The organism is Virgibacillus pantothenticus, from assembly GCF_018075365.1.
Lineage (GTDB): Bacteria > Bacillota > Bacilli > Bacillales > Amphibacillaceae > Virgibacillus > Virgibacillus pantothenticus.
In genome coordinates this window covers 4,740,180-4,761,851 of record NZ_CP073011.1, presented here as the reverse complement: position 1 = coordinate 4,761,851, position 21,672 = coordinate 4,740,180, and the positions used below count along the sequence as shown (strand labels likewise).

The 21,672-nt window shown below is 36.8% G+C and carries 20 protein-coding genes; 18 read left to right on the top strand and 2 right to left on the bottom strand.

Annotated features, from left to right (window positions below):
• The first annotated feature begins 1,115 nt into the window (after window positions 1–1,115).
• The 11 genes from rpmH (at window position 1,116) to KBP50_RS21880 (ending at window position 13,089) form a co-directional block, all read left to right on the top strand.
• Complete coding sequence (gene rpmH / locus KBP50_RS21930) at window positions 1,116–1,250, top strand: 50S ribosomal protein L34 (RefSeq protein ID WP_050350585.1); 135 nt, start codon at window positions 1,116–1,118, stop codon at window positions 1,248–1,250.
• A 315-nt stretch (window positions 1,251–1,565) separates the two neighbouring features.
• A complete protein-coding gene (gene rnpA, locus KBP50_RS21925; protein ID WP_050350586.1) occupies window positions 1,566–1,910 on the top strand; it encodes a ribonuclease P protein component in 345 nt (114 codons plus the stop codon).
• 88 nt (window positions 1,911–1,998) lie between these two features.
• Window positions 1,999–2,766, top strand: coding sequence for a YidC family membrane integrase SpoIIIJ (gene spoIIIJ, locus KBP50_RS21920; RefSeq protein ID WP_050350587.1), 768 nt, complete (start codon window positions 1,999–2,001; stop codon window positions 2,764–2,766).
• Window positions 2,763–3,377 carry an RNA-binding cell elongation regulator Jag/EloR gene (jag, locus tag KBP50_RS21915; protein ID WP_050350588.1) on the top strand — a complete coding sequence of 205 codons (615 nt, stop codon included), beginning with the start codon at window positions 2,763–2,765 and terminating at the stop codon, window positions 3,375–3,377. Before spoIIIJ ends, jag begins: the two co-directional genes overlap by 4 nt.
• 950 nt (window positions 3,378–4,327) lie before the next feature.
• Window positions 4,328–5,704 (top strand): tRNA uridine-5-carboxymethylaminomethyl(34) synthesis GTPase MnmE, encoded by a 1,377-nt coding sequence (mnmE, locus tag KBP50_RS21910; protein ID WP_050350589.1) that lies wholly within the window; start codon window positions 4,328–4,330, stop codon window positions 5,702–5,704.
• 30 nt (window positions 5,705–5,734) lie between these two features.
• Entirely contained in the window at window positions 5,735–7,621 is a 1,887-nt protein-coding gene (gene mnmG / locus KBP50_RS21905) for a tRNA uridine-5-carboxymethylaminomethyl(34) synthesis enzyme MnmG (RefSeq protein ID WP_050350590.1), read from the top strand.
• A 63-nt stretch (window positions 7,622–7,684) separates the two neighbouring features.
• Entirely contained in the window at window positions 7,685–8,401 is a 717-nt protein-coding gene (gene rsmG, locus KBP50_RS21900) for a 16S rRNA (guanine(527)-N(7))-methyltransferase RsmG (RefSeq protein ID WP_050350591.1), read from the top strand.
• Between the two features lie 806 nt (window positions 8,402–9,207).
• Window positions 9,208–10,092 (top strand): nucleoid occlusion protein, encoded by an 885-nt coding sequence (noc, locus tag KBP50_RS21895; protein ID WP_050350592.1) that lies wholly within the window; start codon window positions 9,208–9,210, stop codon window positions 10,090–10,092.
• 237 nt (window positions 10,093–10,329) lie between these two features.
• On the top strand, window positions 10,330–11,103 hold the full coding sequence (locus tag KBP50_RS21890) for a ParA family protein (RefSeq protein ID WP_050350593.1): 774 nt from the start codon (window positions 10,330–10,332) through the stop codon (window positions 11,101–11,103).
• The gene (locus KBP50_RS21885; RefSeq protein ID WP_050350594.1) at window positions 11,084–11,920 is read left to right on the top strand and encodes a ParB/RepB/Spo0J family partition protein; all 837 of its coding nucleotides are present in this window, start codon (window positions 11,084–11,086) and stop codon (window positions 11,918–11,920) included. The genes KBP50_RS21890 and KBP50_RS21885 overlap by 20 nt, the downstream gene beginning before the upstream one ends.
• A gap of 461 nt (window positions 11,921–12,381) precedes the next feature.
• Entirely contained in the window at window positions 12,382–13,089 is a 708-nt protein-coding gene (locus KBP50_RS21880; RefSeq protein WP_050350595.1) for a DUF554 domain-containing protein, read from the top strand.
• 967 nt (window positions 13,090–14,056) lie between these two features.
• Here the strand turns inward: KBP50_RS21880 and yyaC are convergent.
• Window positions 14,057–14,677: a spore protease YyaC gene (yyaC, locus tag KBP50_RS21875; RefSeq protein WP_050350596.1), complete on the bottom strand. Its 621-nt coding sequence runs from the start codon at window positions 14,675–14,677 to the stop codon at window positions 14,057–14,059.
• Between the two features lie 88 nt (window positions 14,678–14,765).
• Here yyaC and KBP50_RS21870 point away from each other — a divergent pair, with 88 nt between their 5' ends.
• The 7 genes from KBP50_RS21870 to rpsR all read left to right on the top strand — a co-directional run bounded on the left by KBP50_RS21870 (window position 14,766) and on the right by rpsR (window position 19,772).
• Window positions 14,766–15,791 (top strand): YkvI family membrane protein, encoded by a 1,026-nt coding sequence (locus KBP50_RS21870; RefSeq protein WP_050350597.1) that lies wholly within the window; start codon window positions 14,766–14,768, stop codon window positions 15,789–15,791.
• 27 nt (window positions 15,792–15,818) lie between these two features.
• Window positions 15,819–16,838 carry a mechanosensitive ion channel family protein gene (locus KBP50_RS21865; RefSeq protein ID WP_082240870.1) on the top strand — a complete coding sequence of 340 codons (1,020 nt, stop codon included), beginning with the start codon at window positions 15,819–15,821 and terminating at the stop codon, window positions 16,836–16,838.
• Between the two features lie 183 nt (window positions 16,839–17,021).
• Window positions 17,022–17,219 (top strand): DUF951 domain-containing protein, encoded by a 198-nt coding sequence (locus KBP50_RS21860; protein ID WP_050350598.1) that lies wholly within the window; start codon window positions 17,022–17,024, stop codon window positions 17,217–17,219.
• Between the two features lie 243 nt (window positions 17,220–17,462).
• Window positions 17,463–18,563 (top strand): redox-regulated ATPase YchF, encoded by a 1,101-nt coding sequence (gene ychF, locus KBP50_RS21855; protein WP_050350599.1) that lies wholly within the window; start codon window positions 17,463–17,465, stop codon window positions 18,561–18,563.
• A gap of 166 nt (window positions 18,564–18,729) precedes the next feature.
• Window positions 18,730–19,020 (top strand): 30S ribosomal protein S6, encoded by a 291-nt coding sequence (rpsF, locus tag KBP50_RS21850; protein WP_050350600.1) that lies wholly within the window; start codon window positions 18,730–18,732, stop codon window positions 19,018–19,020.
• 15 nt (window positions 19,021–19,035) lie between these two features.
• Window positions 19,036–19,524, top strand: coding sequence for a single-stranded DNA-binding protein (ssb, locus tag KBP50_RS21845; protein ID WP_050350601.1), 489 nt, complete (start codon window positions 19,036–19,038; stop codon window positions 19,522–19,524).
• A 17-nt stretch (window positions 19,525–19,541) separates the two neighbouring features.
• Complete coding sequence (gene rpsR, locus KBP50_RS21840; RefSeq protein WP_050350602.1) at window positions 19,542–19,772, top strand: 30S ribosomal protein S18; 231 nt, start codon at window positions 19,542–19,544, stop codon at window positions 19,770–19,772.
• Window positions 19,773–19,794: 22 nt separating this feature from the next.
• On the opposite strand, the gene KBP50_RS21835 is transcribed toward rpsR, so the two are convergent.
• Window positions 19,795–20,718, bottom strand: coding sequence for an MFS transporter (locus KBP50_RS21835; protein ID WP_269082661.1), 924 nt, complete (start codon window positions 20,716–20,718; stop codon window positions 19,795–19,797).
• Window positions 20,719–21,672 lie beyond the last annotated feature (954 nt).

Sequence of the window (21,672 nt, the reverse complement as noted above, 5' to 3'; positions counted from 1 at the left end):
ACAGGAGTTCACTCCTTTCTAATTAAAATGTGGTTCGTTCATTGATGAGGGATATACATATAGATTTTTAGTCCTGCCATTAGTCTAATTGAATAGTAGAGATTACTGATGTCATCGTACACATGACAGAAAAAGCCTCTCTCAATCTATAAGTGCATGTTCAAAAAAGCAGAAAAAAGGAAAGTGCAGTCCATTGTCAGTTCTTATGGAGGGTATACCAATCTCCGCGCAACTGAATAATGAAGTACAATCATAGTTCCTTTTAACACGCTTTAGAACAAATCTCTAATAAGATGGAAAGGCATATCAAAATCCAATATAGCAATCTGCGAGCATGTGGATAATTGCGAACAGTAAACAATAGGATAAAGTGCATTTATAAACGATATCCACACACTTGTTGATAACCTTATGAACGATGCTGTTTATAAGTATCCACATCTTATCCACAATCTGTGAATAAGTGTGATTTCTATTTTTTATTTTCACAGGTTAAACACAAATATAATACCAGAAAAAAGTAAGAAGTGCAATGGCTTTTCGACACTTATCCACAAAGTCCATAGCTTGTAGACAATTTTTATCCACACCACTATATTTTGTGAATGATTTGTCGATAATTGTTGTGGATAGAAAAAAATAAAAGAAAAATCACTAACAAGGGGTGTGGATATCTTTCTTCTTGTGCGTGTCCTATAAATAATAAAACTCTGTAAAGATGAGAATCCCCAAAAACAGTAGATATTCGTGAAGACTCTCGAAAATGAAATACATATTTTCTCCTTGCGATGTTTCGTTGATTTAGCCTCTGTTGTGGGAGAACAGGGAGCGGTAAATCCGATAGAAGCAGTTTCTTGCTTGCGAGAAAGCTAAGGTCTTGCTTCGAAAAACGAGTGTATATCCACTCCAAGAGGTTGAGAAGTGATCATTCTAAACTTACTTTTCTTAAATTAGCTTTAATAGCGAGAAATTGTAGTAGCTACGTAAATATTTAGCACATACGATTTTTAAGAACAAGTTGACAGATACACTTATTTTTACGTATAATTACAAAGACTGTCTGATGACGGCTTAAGAAATGGAAAGAATTCATCCCTTAGGGAGGTGCAAGATAAATGAAAAGAACGTTTCAACCAAATAATCGTAAACGTAAAAAAGTACATGGCTTCCGTACACGCATGAGCACAAAAAATGGACGTAAAGTAATTGCTCGTCGTCGTCGTAAGGGTAGAAAAGTCTTGTCAGCATAGGCCACTGAAAATCAGTGGTCTTTTTTCCATGTAACAGGAAAAAATTTTATACAATGAAGTCTATTTGTTTGATGAGAGAGATATGTATGTTTGAAGAATAACAATGCAGTGTGGAAATTTACTGTTACCGAAAGCTTGGTGCTAGCCAAGTTTTCTTTAACAATAAAGAAAATCCGTTTACATTTAATTTTTGAACAGCCTATGGAAAAGCATACTTTTGTGTAAGATAATAATATTGGAAAAGATTGCGCCTTACATATATGAGTTAGCTGTAGTCAAGCAGATGAAGTGTTTATTGTAGTAAAGGTGATCACGTTGAGGAAAGAATTTCGAATTAAAAAAAATAATGATTTTCAATATGCGTTTAAAGCGGGGAAATCCTTTGCAAACCGGCAGCTCGTCATCTATTATGTGAAGAGAGAGGGGCAGACGCATTTTCGGATCGGGCTTTCCGTTGGTAAAAAAATTGGCAATGCGGTGACCAGAAATCGCATTAAGCGATATTTACGACAAGCTTTTTTTGAATTACAACATGACATTGCTTTTCCGTATGATATCGTCATTATTGCCAGACAACCAGCGAAGCAAATGACTTATTTGGAAATAAAAAAAAGTTTAACACATTTATTATATAAGGAACAATTGTTAAAAAATCAATAAAATTGATATAGAATCTTCCTTTTATTTAAGTTAAAATAACGGTAGGTAAGAGAAGAACTTGTCTTGTATGGAGTTAGGAGGAAATGTGTTGCGTAAAAAGTTTTGGTTGCTAGTAGGTCTTATAGGTTTACTGGCAATTTTATCTGGTTGTACAGAAGTAAATGAACCAATTACGAAGGAAAGTGAGGGAATTTGGAATTCTTACTTCGTTTATCCAATTTCTTGGCTTATCACCTATTTTGCTGAATTATTTAATAACAATTATGGATTGGCGATTGTGGTTGTAACGATCATGGTTCGTTTACTATTGTTACCGTTAAATGTGAAGCAGCTAAAAAGTTCTAAGGCGATGCAAGATATTCAGCCTAAGATAAAGGAACTACAGCAGAAATATAGTTCTAAGGATGCGAATACTCAGCAAAAATTACAACAAGAAACGATGGCATTATTTCAAAAGCATGGTGTTAATCCACTTGCAGGTTGTTTGCCCATTTTCATACAAATGCCGATTTTAATCGGCATGTACCATGCTATTATGCGAACAGAATCGATTAAAACAGGAAGCTTCTTATGGTTTGAATTAGGTTCACCTGATCCCTATTATATTTTACCGCTGATTGCCGGAGGGGCAACATTTCTACAGCAAAAGCTTATGATGGCAGGAAGTCCGGCAGCACAAAATCCACAGATGATGGTAATGTTATATGTGATGCCGATTATGATTACGGTCTTTGCTATTTTCTTCCCAGCTGCATTAGCGTTATACTGGGTAGTAGGTAATATCTTTATGGTTGCTCAGACGTTATTTATCCGTAAGCCGATGATGGCTGCAAATAATGGAGGAGACAAAAAGTGAGAGAAATAACTGCTAGTGGACAAACAGTTGATGAAGCGGTCCAGGCAGCATTAGAGCAGTTAAAAACAACCAGGGACCACGTTGAAGTTAATGTCATTGATGAAGGAAAAAAAGGATTGTTTGGTGTATTTGGTACCAAACGTGCTTACGTTAAAGTAAGAATCGTGGAAAACCAAATTGAAAAAACAGAAAAATATTTGAAGCAAATCATGAAACAGATGAACGTTTCCGCAACGGTTCGTACAACTGTCGTAGACAATCATGTAACATATGAAGTGACTGGCGATGATATTGCTGTATTAATCGGAAAACGAGGTCAGACGTTAAATGCATTGCAATATTTATTGCATTTAGCAATGAATAAAAGTGGCACTGAATTTTATACAGTTACTTTAGATGCGGAAGGATATCGCAGTCGTCGCAAAGAAACGTTGGAAGCATTGGCCAAAAAAATGGCTGATAAAGCAGTTCGTTTAAATAGAAAAGTGGCTTTAGAGCCAATGCCTGCTTTTGAGAGAAAAATCATTCATAATGTATTGCAAGAAAATGAAGCAATAACCACGTATTCCGATGGTCATGAACCACATCGGCATATCGTTATACAACCATAATATAACATTCGTAAATCCTATCTAGTGTACAACATGCTAGGTAGGATTTTTTATCCCGTATATAAGGTGCTGTAAGATTCCCGCTTCAGGAGTTGGATAATCTGTACTATAACAAGTCTAAGTGAGCTAAATACCTATTCGTTCGGAGGCCTTTAGCTCATACCATACGGTACTAACCATCAGTGGGAGATTAATGAACTCCCGCTGTATAGGAACCTATAAAATGAGTTGCTTGTGGATAATGAAATAACCGACTAGCATCGTCCGGCTTCATCGCTCAGCAACGATGCGACTTTAGAAATGCGCCCTACGATAAGGCCTCATCGGTTCGTCTCTAAGAGGAAGACCGACTAAAAACAGGCTTGCCGCCCAGACGTCGGCATACCCCTGTTTTAGTGGCATGACTCCTTTACCCCGGATATAAGGTGCTGTAGACTCCCACTTTAAGAATGGTGAGCTGAAAGTCGAAGCGGGAGGTAACAGCACCTAAATCCCCGATTCGTTCAACTAACAATCAGCAGGGATGAGGAAAACCCCGCTGATTGAAGGTTCACTTTATCTTTAGTTGATTCGTTCCATTCGCTACGTTGCTAAACGGGTGCCCTGCGCCTTTGTTCAAGGTGTTAGGTCATACCCAACGCAGTACTAATCCGGAATAAAAAAAACCCTCTTTAACTCTATCTAATTGAAATTTTCCCGTTATCACAAACACTTTGAATAAGAATTTTTAGATGAAAGTAAATTCTATACGTATTTGGTTGTCCCGTTAATATGTTGCTGTGGAAAAGTCGTATTGATATACGATATCCACATGTGAATAACTATTAAATGAATGGGAAAGAAAAATAGGTTGTGGATAACTTTATTTTGTGATATTCTGTTAAGTTAGTGACGATAAAAAAACGCACTTAAAATAGATATCATATTAACAGGTTGGAGGTGATTCGTAAATGGAAACAGATACAATTACTGCTATCTCTACACCGATTGGTGAGGGGGCAATCGCAATTGTTCGATTAAGCGGTCCTGAGGCTATTTCCATCACAGCTAATGTTTTTAAAGGGAAAAATTTATTTGATGTGCCTTCACATACGATTCATTATGGAAAAATTATCGATCCCGAGACAAATGAAATTGCTGAAGAAGTAATGGTTTCTGTCATGCGCGCACCGAAAACATTTACACGTGAAGATGTTGTTGAAATTAATTGTCATGGTGGAATGGTCGCTGTCAACCGTGTGCTGGAAATCATTTTAAGTAAAGGAGCTCGGTTGGCTGAACCAGGTGAATTTACGAAACGTGCTTTTCTGCATGGGAGAATTGATTTATCACAAGCAGAAGCAGTGATGGATTTAATTCGCGCTAAAACAGACAAAGCGATGTCAGTTGCATTAAAGCAGATGGATGGGCGATTATCCGCACTCATTCGACGTTTACGTCAGGATTTACTGGAAACAGTGGCACATGTTGAGGTAAACATCGATTACCCAGAATACGATGATGTCGAAGAAATGTCACATGATATGATGCGTACGAAGACGAAAGAAGTGCATCAGGAAATTGTGGAGCTGCTGCAAGTGGCGAAGCAAGGGAAAATTTTACGAGAAGGTCTGGCTACAGCTATTATTGGCAGGCCAAATGTTGGCAAATCGTCGCTTATGAATACGCTTGTCCAAGAAAATAAAGCAATTGTTACAGAAATTCCCGGAACGACTCGCGATATTATTGAGGAGTATGTTAGTGTAAGAGGTGTTCCGTTACGCTTAGTTGATACAGCTGGTATTCGTGAGACGGAGGATATTGTTGAAAAAATTGGTGTAGAGCGTTCCCGCCAAGTGTTAAAAGAGTCGGATTTAATCTTATTTGTGCTTAATTATAATGAGGCATTATCAGACGAAGATGATAAGCTATTTCAAGCAATTCAAGACTTGGATTATATTGTTATTATTAATAAAACGGATTTAGAACAGAAACTGAATCTAGCTCGCGTTGAAGAGCTGGCTGCGGGAAAGCCAATTGTTACTACCTCCTTAATTAAAGAAGAAGGTGTTCATGAACTAGAAGAAGCCATTGCGAAAATCTTTTTCGCTGGAGATATCGATACAGGTGATCTCACTTATGTGTCGAATGTCCGGCATATCCAATTACTCAAACAGGCAAAACAAGCGTTAGAAGATGCAATGGAGGGCTTAGAACTTGGGTTGCCATTAGATATCGTGCAAATAGATGTGACCAGAACGTGGGAATTATTAGGTGAAATCATCGGGGATACAGCAAGTGACAGCCTCATTGATCAGCTATTCTCACAATTTTGTTTAGGAAAATAATTTACTCTAATATTAGAAAGGATGAGACCAATGACTTATGATGCAGGACATTATGATGTAGTCGTGGTCGGTGCAGGACATGCAGGTGTGGAGGCTGGACTTGCAGCTGCAAAAATGGGAGCAAAAACATTAATGCTCACGTTAAATTTGGATATGATTGCGTTTATGCCATGCAATCCTTCTATTGGCGGACCTGCCAAAGGGATTGTCGTGCGTGAAATTGATGCTCTAGGTGGTGTCATGGGTAAAGTAATTGATAAAACGCATATTCAAATGCGCTTATTGAATACAGGAAAAGGACCTGCAGTGCAAGCTCTTCGTGCGCAAGCAGATAAACCTTTATATATTAAAGAAATGAAAAAGATCATTGAAAATGAGAAGAACATTACGTTGCGCCAAGGAATGGTGGATCGGTTAATTATTGAAGACGGTGTTTGTAAAGGGGTTATTACGGAAACAAATGCTGCGTACAGTGCAGAAACAGTCATTATAACAACTGGAACGTTCATGCGCGGAAAAGTCCTTATGGGTGACTTGGAATATGAAAGTGGACCAAATAATCAACGACCAACGATTAAATTATCCGAAAACTTGGAGGAACTGGGATTTGAAATCACTCGATTTAAAACAGGTACACCTCCACGAGTAAATAGTCATACGATCGATTATTCAAAAACGGAAATACAACCAGGCGATGAGACTCCGCGCAGCTTTTCGTACGAAACAACAGAATATATTACGGATCAAATCCCATGCTGGTTAACGTATACGAATGAATTTACCCATCAAATCATAAATGAAAATCTGTCTCTTTCCGCTATGTATTCAGGAATGAAAAGGGGAACAGGTCCTAGATACTGTCCGTCCATTGAGGATAAAATTGTTCGCTTCAATGATAAGCCCCGTCACCAAATTTTCCTAGAACCAGAAGGAAGAGATACGGAAGAAGTGTATGTACAAGGATTGTCTACTTCTCTACCTGAATCCATTCAGCATAGCATAGTAAGAAGTGTGGAAGGATTGGAAAATGCAGAAATTATGCGAGCAGGCTATGCCATTGAATATGATGCGATCGTACCGACACAGCTATGGCCAACATTGGAAACAAAGAAAATACCTGGATTATTTACAGCAGGGCAAATTAATGGCACATCAGGCTATGAGGAGGCTGCTGCACAAGGAATTATGGCTGGTATTAACGCGGCTGCAAAGGTGCTTGGTAAAGACCCAGTTATTCTAGACCGCTCACAAGCTTATATAGGCGTGCTGATTGATGATTTGGTGACAAAAGGGACCAATGAGCCGTATCGATTGTTAACGTCACGTGCAGAGTATCGTTTGTTGCTTAGACATGATAATGCAGACTTACGCATGACCGAATTGGGATATAAGCTTGGTTTAATATCGGAAGAGCGCTATGCTGCATTTACAGAGAAATACCGTTTAGTAGAAGAAGAGAAGAAAAGGCTGCAAAAATTAGTGATTAAGCCTTCAACGGAAGTAAATGCATATTTAGAAACAGCAGGCGCTTCACCAATGAAAGAGGCGGTCAAAGCGTATGATCTATTAAAACGTCCAGAGCTTTCATATGATCTATTAGCACCTATTATTGATGCTGATCCATCGCTTCCACATGAAGTTACCGAGCAAGTTGGTATTCAAATTAAATATGAAGGATATATTAAAAAAGCGAATGATCAAGTAGCACGCATGTTGAAGATGGAAGAAAAGAAAATACCGGAAGATATTGATTATGATGCGATTAGTGGCATTGCTACTGAAGCAAAAGAAAAGCTGAAAACAGTTCGTCCGCTATCCGTTGGTCAAGCTTCACGTATTTCAGGTGTAAACCCAGCTGATATTTCGATCTTAGTTGTTTATATTGAACAGGGAAATATATCTCGGTTAGCGAATTAAAATGATAACAAGCAGATTTAGTTTGTAGCTAAGTCTGCTTGTATCTACATAAGGAGTATGAACATGAACCCGGAACAGTTTTTTCAAGCTATGCAAGAAAAAGGAATTCAATTAAACGTGCATCAAAAAGAACAATTTTCCATATATTTCACCACATTAATTGAATGGAACGAAAAAATTAACTTAACTGGATTAACTGCTGAAGACGATGTTTATTTAAAGCATTTTTATGATTCACTCAGTGCAGCTTTTTACTTTGATTTTACGAAGGTTCAATCCGTCTGTGATGTTGGAGCTGGTGCAGGTTTTCCAAGTATCCCACTGAAAATTTGCTATCCGCACTTGCAAGTAACCATTGTGGATTCATTAAAAAAGCGAATTGGTTTTTTGAATCAATTATCAGTGGCCTTATCTTTAGAAAATGTTGCTTTTTATCATGACCGTGCGGAGAACATGGGTAAAAATGCATCTTTTCGCGAGTCTTTTGATTTGGTTACTGCTAGAGCGGTTGCCCGTATGTCTGTATTAAGCGAACTTTGTTTACCACTTACAAAAAAACAGGGAACTTTTTTGGCAATGAAAGGTGCAAAAGCAGGGGAGGAGATAGAGTTAGCTAAACCTGCGATTGAAGTGCTTGGTGGAGAGTTAAAACAAATGCATACGTTTACGTTGCCTCATGAGGATAGTGAGCGTTCCATTATTGAAATTTATAAAGCCCGAAAAACGCCTAAAAAGTATCCAAGAAAAGCAGGGCTACCGAATAAGGAACCAATGGAGTAGCTTAGACATGTAATGGCACTTTTATTTAGTTAATAGACAAGAAATAGGCATATTCTTTCTGCAAAAAATATGATAAAATGAAGACAACGTATGCCTCGACGGAATACTATTTGAACATTACGCTAGCAGTTTGCTGCTGCGTTTTTTCTTATATAGTAGAAATATGGCTTTGGATACAGATCCTTTTGATAGACGTGAATTCTAAGTGGAAGATAAAAGCAATGATGCTATTTTTCTTTAAAAATCATTATATATGAATTCTTGATTTGGTTGACGCATTGTTGCACGTTCTGTTATGTTGAAGCGCCATATAATTTGTATGCAGTAAAAAACTTAGATTTTAGCTCCTTCTAAATAAATGAAAGAATGGATGCGCAAATATAAAAATAATTAGTTACCCGTTTATCCCGTATATAAGGTGCTGTTAGACCCCCACTTTAGGAGTTGGATAATCTTGCAACAAAGTCTGAGGGAGATAACAGCACCTAAATGCCCGATTCGTTCATCTAATCAGTGGGTTATGAATGAACTCCCCACTGATTGAAGATTCACTTTATTTATAATATATAAAGACGATCAAAAGGAATAGTGAAATGAATTATTTGAATGAATACCCACTATGAATTTTGCTTACCCAATAACAGGCATCGTTCATCACCTCATACGGGTAAATCATTATTGATTTATATGAGCCTTTCCTATGCTATAATATTCATAGTTATTCCATATAAAATGTTCCACGTGAAACATTTTATATTTTATACATAGATAAGATTATAAAAGTATATTAGAGGTGGTGTGGGATTATGGTGAAGCCCTTTAACCGTTTTTTTGGAATAGGCGATAAGTCTGAACAGGAAGTTGATTCTGGTTCAGAAATTGATATTCATTCCAATGAAGTAATACAGATCCCTGTTAAAAATATAGAACCTAATCGATATCAGCCCAGGTCCATTTTTAGTGAAGAGAAAATAAAGGAACTTGCTCAAACAATTCAAACCCATGGAATGATACAGCCTATCATTGTTCGTCGTTTAGAAGAAACGGAGCAAGAGGAGCAAAAGTATGAGATTATCGCTGGAGAACGGAGATGGCGTGCAGTTGATTCATTAGGCTGGGAAAATATTTCAGCGATTGTTAAAGAGATGACCGATACAGAAACAGCTTCGGTAGCACTGATTGAGAACTTGCAGCGTGAAGAATTAACTGTTATCGAAGAAGCAACGGCGTATGCACAATTGCTTGAACTTCATTCCTTAACGCAAGAAGCTCTGGCACAACGATTAGGGAAAAACCAATCAACCATAGCGAATAAGCTTCGTTTGCTAAAGTTACCTCAGGCTGTTCAGGAAGCGTTGTTAGGAAAGTATATTACAGAAAGACATGCGCGTGCACTCATTAAATTAAATGATGAAGAGCAACAAGTAAAGCTATTACAGGAGATCATTCAAAACGAATTAAATGTAAAACAAACAGAAGATAAGATTGCTAAAATAAGTGAAAAACAACAAAAAAAACCAAAAAAGAAGACAGTTAAACGAAAGGGATTTAATAAAGATATTCGGATTGCTATGAATACGATACGCCAATCATTAAATATGGTTTCTGATACGGGAGTAAAAGTAGAGTCTGATGAGCAGGATCTAGAAGATTACTACCAAATTACAATTAAAATTCCAAAAAAGAAATAATTTATTGCTCTTATAAGCTTTTTAAATTTGTTTGAAAGAAGTGTACAAGTAAAATTAGGTTGTTAGGTTCCCGTGTCTGTATACCCATCTTCGTATTGAAAGATGGGTATTTTACTCGATAATAAATGAATTAACGTAAATGGCAAATTACGAATTGCTAACAAAAATGAAATAAATCCACCATTTTGAAGAAAAAATGATAGAATAGATAGTATATCGTTTTAGGTAGGTGTCAACATGGGAAAAGTAATGTCCGTCGCAAACCAAAAAGGTGGCGTAGGAAAAACAACTTCATCGGTTAATTTGAGTGCTTGTTTAGCACATTTAGGTAATAAAGTTCTTCTTGTAGATGTTGATCCACAAGGGAATGCAACAAGCGGAACAGGGGTTAATAAAGCAGATGTCAAACATTGTATTTACAATGTTCTTGTAGAAGACCTACCTGCTGAAGAAGTTTGTATTCCAACAACTATCGACAACTTAGATATTATACCTGCTACTATACAATTAGCCGGAGCAGAAATTGAACTGGTGCCAACGATTTCCAGAGAAATACGACTTAAAAAAGCGTTGGAAAACCTTAAATCGATCTATGATTATATTATTATTGATTGCCCGCCATCGTTGGGATTATTAACGCTAAATGCATTGACAGCTTCAGATACAGTAATTATTCCAGTTCAATGTGAGTATTATGCGTTAGAAGGGTTAAGCCAATTATTGAATACAATCAGACTTGTTCAAAAGCACCTTAACAAAACACTCATGATTGAAGGGGTGTTATTAACAATGCTAGATGCTCGAACCAATCTTGGGATCCAAGTTATAGAAGAAGTAAAGAAATACTTTCAAGACAAAGTCTATCAAACTATTATTCCAAGAAATGTAAGATTGGGCGAAGCTCCAAGTCATGGTTTGCCGATAATTTCGTATGATGCCAAATCAAAGGGCGCTGAAGTATATCTTGAGTTAGCGAAGGAAGTGATGGCCAATGGCGAAAGGGTTAGGTAAAGGAATTAACGCTTTTTTTCCAGAGGTTGAAGAAAGTCAAGATGATATGATTGAAGAGATTGCAATTGCTGAATGTCGACCAAATCCATACCAACCACGAAAGACATTTCATGCAGATGCGATTGAAGAGTTAAAAGAATCAATTTTAGAATACGGCATTATCCAGCCTTTGATTGTTCGGAAAAGCATTAAAGGTTATGAAATTGTCGTAGGAGAAAGAAGATACCGTGCTGCTAAAGAGGCAGGGTTAGAAAAGATCCCAGTTATTATTAAGGATTTATCTGATAACAAAATGATGGAACTGGCACTATTGGAGAACTTACAACGCGAAGATCTAACTCCAATAGAAGAGGCACACGCTTATGCCAACTTAATGAATGAACTAAAAATTACCCAGGAAGAATTATCAAAACGCTTAGGAAAAAGCCGATCACATATTGCTAATATGGTGCGATTACTTTCTTTGCCAGACTCTGTCATTGCTTATATTAATAATGGAGAGCTTTCAATGGGACATGGTCGTGCAATATTGGGACTTAAGGATAAAACAAAGTTGCAACCATTAATAAAGAAAATCAGGAAAGAGAAATTAAACGTAAGACAGGTAGAAAAGCTGATCGTTCAACTCAATGAAAAACCAGTAAAGAAAAAAGAAAAACCTCAAAAAGATATCTTTCTTCAAGAAAGAGAAACCTTCCTTAGAGAAAGATTTGGTACTGCTGTGACCATTCAACGTGGGAAGCGAAAAGGTAAAATAGAAATTGAGTTTTATAATGATAATGATTTACAGCGTATCATTGATACATTAGAAAATTAAAAGTCAAATAGCTAACAATCAAAAGAATATTAGATAGAATAAATGGATGTACAGGAAACCAAGTCATGTCTTTTCATTTCACTTTTGTTTTACTATCCAATTGTGAACGATCCCTTAAAAATTAAATATGTAATACAACAGGGGAGGGCTGACAATAGTGTCAGTCTTTCATTTTACATAGACTAAAAACATAATTAAGTTTTCATGTTTGTAAAAATTATAAGAAAATGTTCCACGTGAAACATTTATCCCGCATATAAAGTGCTGTAAGACTCCGATGTCAGGAGATGGATAATCTATACTGCAACAAGTCTAAGTGGGAGATAACAGCATCTAAATGCCCTATTTCGTAAGAGGCGTTTAGGTCATACCATTACGGTACTAACAATCATTGGGTGGATGAATGAACCCTCCATTGAATGAAGATTCACTTTATAGAAAGTATGTAGGGGGCGGAGAAAATAGCGCTATACGGTACACTTATCAACGTAGCCTTAATTGTAATTGGAAGCTTCCTTGGGTTAGTATTCACTAAAATTCCCGAAAGATATAAAGAAACAGTCATGCAAGGAATTGGACTAGCTGTAATGCTAATTGGTTTACAAATGGCATTTGTAATGGAGCATATTATTATTGGATTACTAAGTCTATTAACAGGTGCTATAGTAGGGGAATGGCTTCAGTTAGAAAGTGGTTTGGATCGACTAGGAAAATGGGTCGGCAATAAGCTGGGTTCTGAAGAAAACGACAGTCGTGTGTCACAAGGATTTGTTACAGCTTCCTTAATCTTTGTCATCGGAGCAATGTCTATCATTGGGGCATTAGATAGTGGGTTGCGAGGGGATCATGAGGTTTTAATAACAAAAGGAATACTAGATGGGTTTGTCGCTTTAGTATTGACAACAACACTTGGTTTGGGTGTTATTTTATCCGTTTTTCCTGTACTTTTATATCAAGGCTCCATTGCCCTACTTGCTACACAAATTGAAGGGGTCCTACCCGAGAGTACTTTAAACGGTTTCATTACTGAATTAACAGGAGTAGGTGGTTTACTTATTGTAGCAATCGGGCTGAATTTGTTAAATATCACTTCTATAAGAATAGGTAATCTATTACCGGCTATTATAATGGTAGGTGTCATTTACTATGTATACCAATTATTTTTGTAACAAGAAGCAACGTCGTCTCAATCAATAAGACAATGAGTTGAATAGGAATTAACGAAATTGTTTGGGATACCTAAGGAAACTCAGGCATAGAAAAATACAGTCCTCTCTTATTCATATACACATGAGAGCGACTGTTTTTTATTATTAGGTGCTTGTGGATAACGAAATAACCGACTAGTCACGTCCGGATTCATCGCCCAGCAACGATGCGACTTTAGAAATGCGACCTACGATAAGGCATCATCGGTTCGTCACTAAGGGGAAGGCAGACTAAAAACGGGCTTGCCGCTCAGGCATCGGCATACCCCTGTTTTTAGTGGCATGATTCCTTTATCTTTAGTTAATCGTTCCATTCGCTACGTTGCTAAACGGGCGCTTGCGCCTTTGTTCTTAGATAAGAAAGTATAAAATTTGTTGCTTTGGGATAAGGGAATAACTGAATAGCCACGTCCGGCTTCAGCGCCCAGCAACGATGCGACTTCACGAAATCGCCCTCCGATAAGTCATCATCGGTTCGTTACCTCACCGTGATTCCTTTATCTCCGTTGATTCGTTCCATTCGCTACGTTGCTAAACGGGTGCTTGCGCCTTTGTTCCACTATAGGAAAGTATAAGATTTTTTTGGTTTATAGTATAAGAAAAACAAAGGCTTCCGCCATAAGACTTGGCGACAAGCCAAGTTTTTCTAATTAAACTGATACTTTATGGGTAAATGAGACTAGGATGAAATACGAAAACATCCAACGAGGAGTGAACTACATTCCATCCTGATTTTTTACTGCCAAGATGATGTAACATAGATAAGAAAAAATCGCAAGTAACTAACATTGCACATATTTAAGGAGGATATTCAATTATGTCTTAAGTTCTTATCTACTAGCCTTTTCAAAAACACTCCAAAATAGGCCTCTTTTATTTCATCCACTTAATAGGATAAACAAAGAGTTAAATGAATATCCTAAGTATTCTACATCAAATTGGATTGAATATGTTTGGTAATTACAGCAGCAGGCATTCTTTTTCTGTATGTTAAACGTTGATCGACAGCGTCTAAAAGATTGGCAATCGATTTTGCCATCGCCATTACTATTTGTAATCTGGTATTTTGTAAAACGGAATATTCCATAAATCCACTCACATTAACAACCCCAGTTAGGTGAACATCCCCTATAGCAGGGAGGGCTTTGTTTAATGCTGCACCTGGTTTTATAGCTCCTGTACCAGCAATAACTTTTCCTACAGAATGCTGCTTTCCTAAACAGGCGTCAATAGCGATAATAAATGGATGGCGATAGGTTGCTTCAATTTGATGGATGTATTCGGTCAAATTGACAGCATGAACAGGGTTATCCAGTGTACCATAAACAGATATATGCCTTGGTTTTTTTTCTGAAAGTAAACTCCCTGCTAGCGGTCCTAAAGCATCCCCTGTAGAACGATCTGTCCCAATTGAGACAACTATATACTCGTGGGGAGATTGAGGCAACAATGATAGAAAATTTTCCAGCATAACAGTATGAAAATTAGGGTCTGTATGGAGCATACGATAATCACTGCTTCTATCAGTTATTTTGTTTTTTAAATTCATAGCTTTTCCTCCAAAGACATATTGGTATAGTATACGGGTATTTTTCAAAATCTATACATGAATGAATAAAAATAATGGAGGAAATGAGATGATAAGAGCGGGAATGCAATGGATGTTTTTAATTATCGGCACAACGATAGGGGCAGGCTATGCTTCTGGAAGGGAGTTATGGCAATTTTTTGGTCATGAAAGTGGACTAGCCATCGTTCTATTTACTTGTTTTTTTACCATTTGTTGTATAGGTATTATGAATATTAGCTACGCTCGAAAATCTACCCACTATTTACCAGTACTGCGGGATATTGTTGGGGTAAAATTAACAAAAGTGTACGATGTGATGATATTTATTTATCTGTTCACAACAACTGTTATTATGATTGCTGGGAGTGGGGCAACATCTCAAGCGTTTAATTACCCTTATTCGTGGGGTATAAGTATAATAATTATTGCGCTTATTTTGCTGTTTTTAAAAGGAGTGAATGGTCTACTTTCTATCAATCAATTTATCTTACCGTTGTTATTAACAGGACTTATATTTGTTCTCTTATGGTTCACGATCGATCAAGAATTGGATCTTTTTTCTCATTGGCATGAACAACGAAATTGGATGGCGGCCTTTCCATTTACAGCATTAAATATCCTTCCTCTAATTGCCGTCTTAGGGGCGATTGGACATAAAGTAAAGACGAAACAGGAAATATGGATTGCTTCAATTGGAAGCGGGCTTACTCTAGGAGTCATCACGTTTATTTATAACAACAGTTTAATTCAGATTGCTGATGAAATACTAGTTTATGAGATTCCTTTATTTGCTATTATGAAGCATTATCCGTTGCAAATGCTCGTTTTTATGAGTGTGTTATTATGGTTTGCCATTTTTACAACAGCTGCTTCAGGAATCCTTGGAATCGTTACACGTATACAAGATTATGTAAAGCAGCCATTATGGTTGATTGTTTGCATTACCTTGGTTACAATGATTCCATTAACAGCTTTCGGTTTTTCAACGCTGATTCAATACTTATATCCGATCTATGGTATATTAAATTTATACGTATTAACTCGACTATTATTTCTTCCTTTTTGGGATAAATTGGAAAATACAAAAACATAGAGTCTATTTAGGTATGGGAGGATTAGGATGGAGCTTTCGCAAAGTACAGTAGAAGAAAATGTAGAAAAAGAAGTAGATAAATTCAATAAATTAATGAATGATGCTTGGGAGTATGTAACAGGAGCAGATTTATGGTTTACAATTGGTAAAGGTATCTTGCAAATCATTCTTATTCTCGTTTTATCTTACCTTGTAGTTCGCATCTCTCGTAAGGTTGTTGATCGATTGTTTAAAAAGCGGGACAAAGGGCCGATTCGTATAACCGAGCGTCGGGAGAATACATTAAAGAAATTAATCAAAAGCGTCGTCGCTTATGTCGTGTATTTCATTGCGCTAATTATGATTTTGGATGGCGTATTTAGTTTAGAAGTAGGCGCATTAATAGCTGGTGCTGGTGTTGCAGGTTTAGCAATTGGTTTTGGTGCCCAAAATTTAGTACGAGATATTATTTCTGGTTTCTTCATTATTTTTGAAGATCAATTTTCAGTAGGGGATTATGTTGGCGTAGCTGGCATTGAAGGAACCGTAGAAGAGATAGGACTAAGAACAACGAAAGTATTAAGTTGGACAGGCGAAATGCATATTTTACCAAATGGAAATGTTACACAAGTCATCAATTATTCTGTTCATAATGGGTTAGCTATTGTTGATATTAACGTTCCTTATGAGAACAGTGTCGATGATGCGGAACGTTTAATTAATGAAGTAGCAGTTACACTTCCTGATAAATATGAATTTATAGTTGGTACCCCAGAAATTATCGGAGTGCAAAATTTGGAGGCTTCCTACTTTGTTATCCGTGTTATTGCAGAAACATTGCCTGGATTTCAATGGGCTGCGGAGAGAAATATTCGCCGAGATATGCAAGATCACCTATATCGGTCAGGAATTGAAATTCCTTCTCCAAGGATTGTTATGTATTCTCGTGAACAAAAAGAAAGCTTACTGGATTACAGTCAAAAGCAGCGATTTGAGGAAAATCAGGACAAGCGACAAGGATACCCGGATGTTGAATCGCATGGCGAGCAGTCTCCAGAAAATGATTAAACAAGCTGGGTTACATGCTCTTTAAAAAAGACGCGATGTAAGGAGGCTTTCTATCCGTTGTATGCAACAACCGCTGAAAGCCTCTACTCTATATAAGAATATAAGTAGTAAAGTGGAAGCTGAAGTCAACTATTGTATGGAATAGCTTTTTAGAATCATTAATAAATGAAGGAGAAAAGGGCAATGGAAGGAAAACAATTTGCACTACATGACGTCGTACAAATGAAAAAGCCGCACCCTTGTGGAGAAAATCGTTGGCGGATTATTCGAATGGGAATGGATATACGTATCAAGTGCTTAGGCTGTGATCATAGTGTGATGATTCCACGTAAACAGTTTGAAAAAAAAATGAAAAAAGTGCTTGAACAGGCAGAAGACTAAGGAAATTACAGAGGAAAAAAGAAAATTTTTCTTGCTTAAGAAAATAGCGATTTCGTTAGTAAAATGGTATAATTGCAAATAGAGAAAAAGAAAAGTGCAAATATAATAGGGTAAAGAGTGAAAGTAGACAGTTTATTCTGTCTACTTTTGCTTTTTGTTAGCTTGTCATTTTGATGGCTTGTATCTATAATGAAAAGGACAAACGCGTTCATATGAATGGAGTCTTTAAGGAGTGAAATTTGCATGTCTTTAACAGCAGGAATTGTCGGGCTTCCGAACGTTGGCAAGTCAACGTTATTTAATGCGATTACCCAAGCTGGAGCTGAAGCAGCAAACTACCCGTTTGCTACGATAGACCCTAATGTTGGAATCGTAGAAGTACCAGACAAACGCTTAAATAAATTAACAGAATTAGTAAAACCGAAAAAGACAGTACCGACTACATTTGAGTTTACGGATATTGCTGGTATTGTGAAAGGCGCAAGTAAAGGGGAGGGATTAGGTAATCAATTTCTGTCTCATATTCGCCAAGTAGATGCTATTTGTCAGGTTGTCCGTTGTTTTCAAGATGAAAATATAACCCATGTGTCGGGAAAAGTAGATCCAGTTGAAGATATGGATATCATTAATTTGGAATTGATTCTGGCAGATTTGGAAACGGTAAACAAACGTTTGCAACGTGTAGAAAAATTAGCGAAGCAAAAAGAAAAATCAGCGGTCGCTGAATTTGATGTGCTTTGTAAATTAAAAACAGGCTTGGAAGAGGAACTGCCAGTACGAGCATTGGAATTTAATGAGGAGCAGTGGAAGCTAGTAAAAGGTTTGCATTTGCTTACAAGTAAGCCAACGCTTTATGTGGCAAATGTAAGTGAAGATGAAGTTGCGGATGCCGATGCCAATGAGAACGTCCAGAAAGTGAAAGCATATGCAGCTAAGGAAAATGCAGAAGTAATTGTAGTCTGTGCGAAAATAGAAGAAGAGATCTCTGAATTAGATCCAGAAGAAAAGACGATGTTTTTGGACGATTTAGGGATTACAGAGTCTGGATTGGACAAGCTGATTAAAGCTTCTTATTATTTATTAGGTTTGGCTACGTACTTTACAGCAGGGGAACAAGAAGTTCGTGCTTGGACATTTCGTAAGGGAATTAAAGCACCACAAGCAGCAGGGATTATTCATACGGATTTTGAGCGTGGATTTATTCGTGCAGAAACGGTTTCCTATGACGATTTAGTAGCAGCTGGATCCATGGTGAAGGCGAGAGAAAATGGAAAAGTACGATTAGAAGGAAAAGAGTATATCGTACAGGATGGCGATGTGATTCATTTCCGCTTTAATGTTTAATGTATACGTAAATAGGATCTCTCGAAAGACTTGTCATTTGTTAAATGATTTGGTATAATACACTATCGTGAGTAATTAAATTATAGAATTACTCCTTGCTCTCATGACGACAGAATATTTTCGTCGAATAGTCGAGGGCCGCTAAGTCCAAAAGGAGGTGCTACGGATGAGAAAATACGAAATCATGTACATCATCCGCCCAGACATGGAAGAAGAAGCGCAAACAGCTTTAATTGAGCGTTTCAATGGAATTCTTACTGACAATGGTGCGGAAATTGAAAAAGTTGATGAAAAAGGTAAGAAGCGTCTTGCTTATGAAATCAATGACTATCGTGATGGATATTATGTAATCATTAACTTCAAGAGTGATGATCAGGCTATCAATGAGTTTGACCGTCTTGCGAAGTTTTCCGATGATATTATTCGTCATATTATCGTTCGAGAAGATGATCAATAATAAGGAGTGGTTCGGATGTTAAATCGTGTCGTACTTGTCGGCAGGTTAACGAAGGATCCTGATTTACGTTATACCCCAAGTGGAGTAGCCGTAGCTAATTTTACGCTTGCGGTTAACCGTCCATTTTCTAATCAGCAGGGAAACCGAGAAGCGGATTTTATTAACTGTGTCGTTTGGCGTAGAGCAGCGGAGAACCTTGCGAATTATATGAATAAAGGCAGTATGGTTGGTGTGGACGGACGTGTGCAAACACGCCGATTTGAAGGTCAAGACGGAAAAACCGTATTTGTCACGGAAGTGGTGGCAGAAAGTGTTCAATTTTTGGAAACAAAAGGTTCTTCTCAAGGCGGGGGGCAAGGTGCATCAGGATTTCAACCAAATAGAAACCAAAGCCAATTCGAACCACAATCTAATCCATATGAACAAAACCAAAATAACCAGGACAATCCATTCCAAAATAATGGAGAGCCTATTGAAATATCAGATGATGATTTACCATTTTAATTAAAGGAGGTCATATGATGGCAGCTCGTCGCGGTCGTGCAAAGCGTCGTAAGGTGTGTTATTTTACAGCGAACGGAATTACACACATTGACTATAAAGATGTTGATTTGCTAAGACGTTTCATTTCTGAGCGTGGAAAAATTCTTCCTCGTCGTGTAACTGGAACCTCTGCAAAATATCAACGTAAACTAACTAAAGCAATTAAACGTGCTCGTACAATGGCATTATTGCCATATGTTGCTGAGTAATAAAAAAGCCATCATCAGCTTTCTATAAGCTGATGATGGCTTTTCTACAATATTTAAAGTCAATAATATTTTGAGCTGGCGTTCGGTTAAACCTATTATTCAACACTCCTACGGTGGGCGATAACATTATGATAATACCATTTAAAGCAATCGCGATCTGAATATTAATATGATCGATTAACAATCCAAAGATATAATAACCTAATGGTAGAAATAAAAGACCACCAAATATTTGTAGACTTGTAACACGACCTAGAAATTCTTCTTCAATCAATTCCTGAACGGTGCTATCCCATATGATGACAAATGATGTGATGGAAAATCCTATGCAGAACATGATGATTAAGGATATAAGAAAAAGATTAGAAAATGATAAACACAATACTAACCGTCCAACACTAAACATAAATATATAATATTTTTTAAAGCTCTTAGAAACTTGTGATTGTCTACTGATTATCCATGCCCCTAAAAAAGCCCCTAAAGCCATACTACTCAACAGCCAACCAAAACTTTCAATTCCTTTAAAATATTCGTTTGCATAAATTGGGAGGATGATCACGTCAAATGAAGCAATACCTATATTAACAATAGATCCAATTAAGATACTTAACCCTAACCATATATGATTAAATAAAACTTGGAATCCCTCTTTAAATTGTTGAACCATGTTTTTTTGGTATCTATTTTTGTCTATAAAGATAAACGCAAATGCAAAGGCAGCAAGTAAAAATGATAAACCATTTATTTCAAATGTGATAAATATGCCGAAAGTTGCAACTAAATAAGCTGCTAAGATCGGACCTACCATTTCCATAATTTGTTGTGCCATTGATCTGTAGGAATTGGCTTTAATTAGATACTTTTTATTTACAATATTAGGCAATATGGCTTTTAGTGTTGGACGATATAAAGTGTTTAACACTCCTAAAAAAAGTAAGCATATAAATATGCCAAATCAAGATATTGTCACTCCAGATTAGGTAAGTAATGAGTATAAGCGCAGCTCCTCACATAATATTAATAATTAAAATCAGAGATTTCTTAGGAAGTAGATCTACTAATATTCCCCCAAAAAGCAGAATGAGTAGCTGAGGTATAATAAACATACTTTGAGTACCACTGATGTCACTTGTTGACCATCTAAGTATATTACTAAATAAGGTAACGAAGTTGTAAATAATGCAATTCCAATAAATGAAACGATTTGACCACTAAATAACATCATAAAATTTTTGTTGCTCCACATATCAATCCCTCCTATTTAAGATCTTAATACATATATCCAGATATATATAATTATATAACTAAAAGTTCTGAATTTATTAAATATATATATAATACTAACTTGAAGTAATTGCGTTTAGATTTTAAGGTGAGATTAAAAGAGGGAGGTGTTTTAATTAAACCATAATAGTTCCTATAATTTAGATGATCACTCTGTAATATGGAAAAGTGTTAATCTAACTAAGCAGGGGATGATATAAATGCAAAATGCGAAGCTGGATTTATCAAAGGGAAAAGTTGAAGTATTTGCAACCAATCTACAAACACCTTCGCATATAGAATGAACAAAAGATGGCAAATTATTAGTATCTGAAACGAGTGCTGGAAGAGTAAGTGATGTTACCAAGGGTGGAAAAATCCCAGAGGATAACACTATTTTTGAAGGCTTAAAAGGTCCTTCAAGTATTGCTCCTTTAGAAGATGGAAGAATTTATGTTTGTGAAACATTTGCGCACAAAGTAACGAATATAGGGATAAGCAATAATGAAAAGTTGAATTTTAAAAAGTTTAACCGTCCTTACAGTATAGTTATAAAAGAAGGTAATTTAGAAGTAGTTGTAAGAGAATCAAACTTTTGAAATAGAGTAGTTAAAATTGATATGGAAACCGGGGA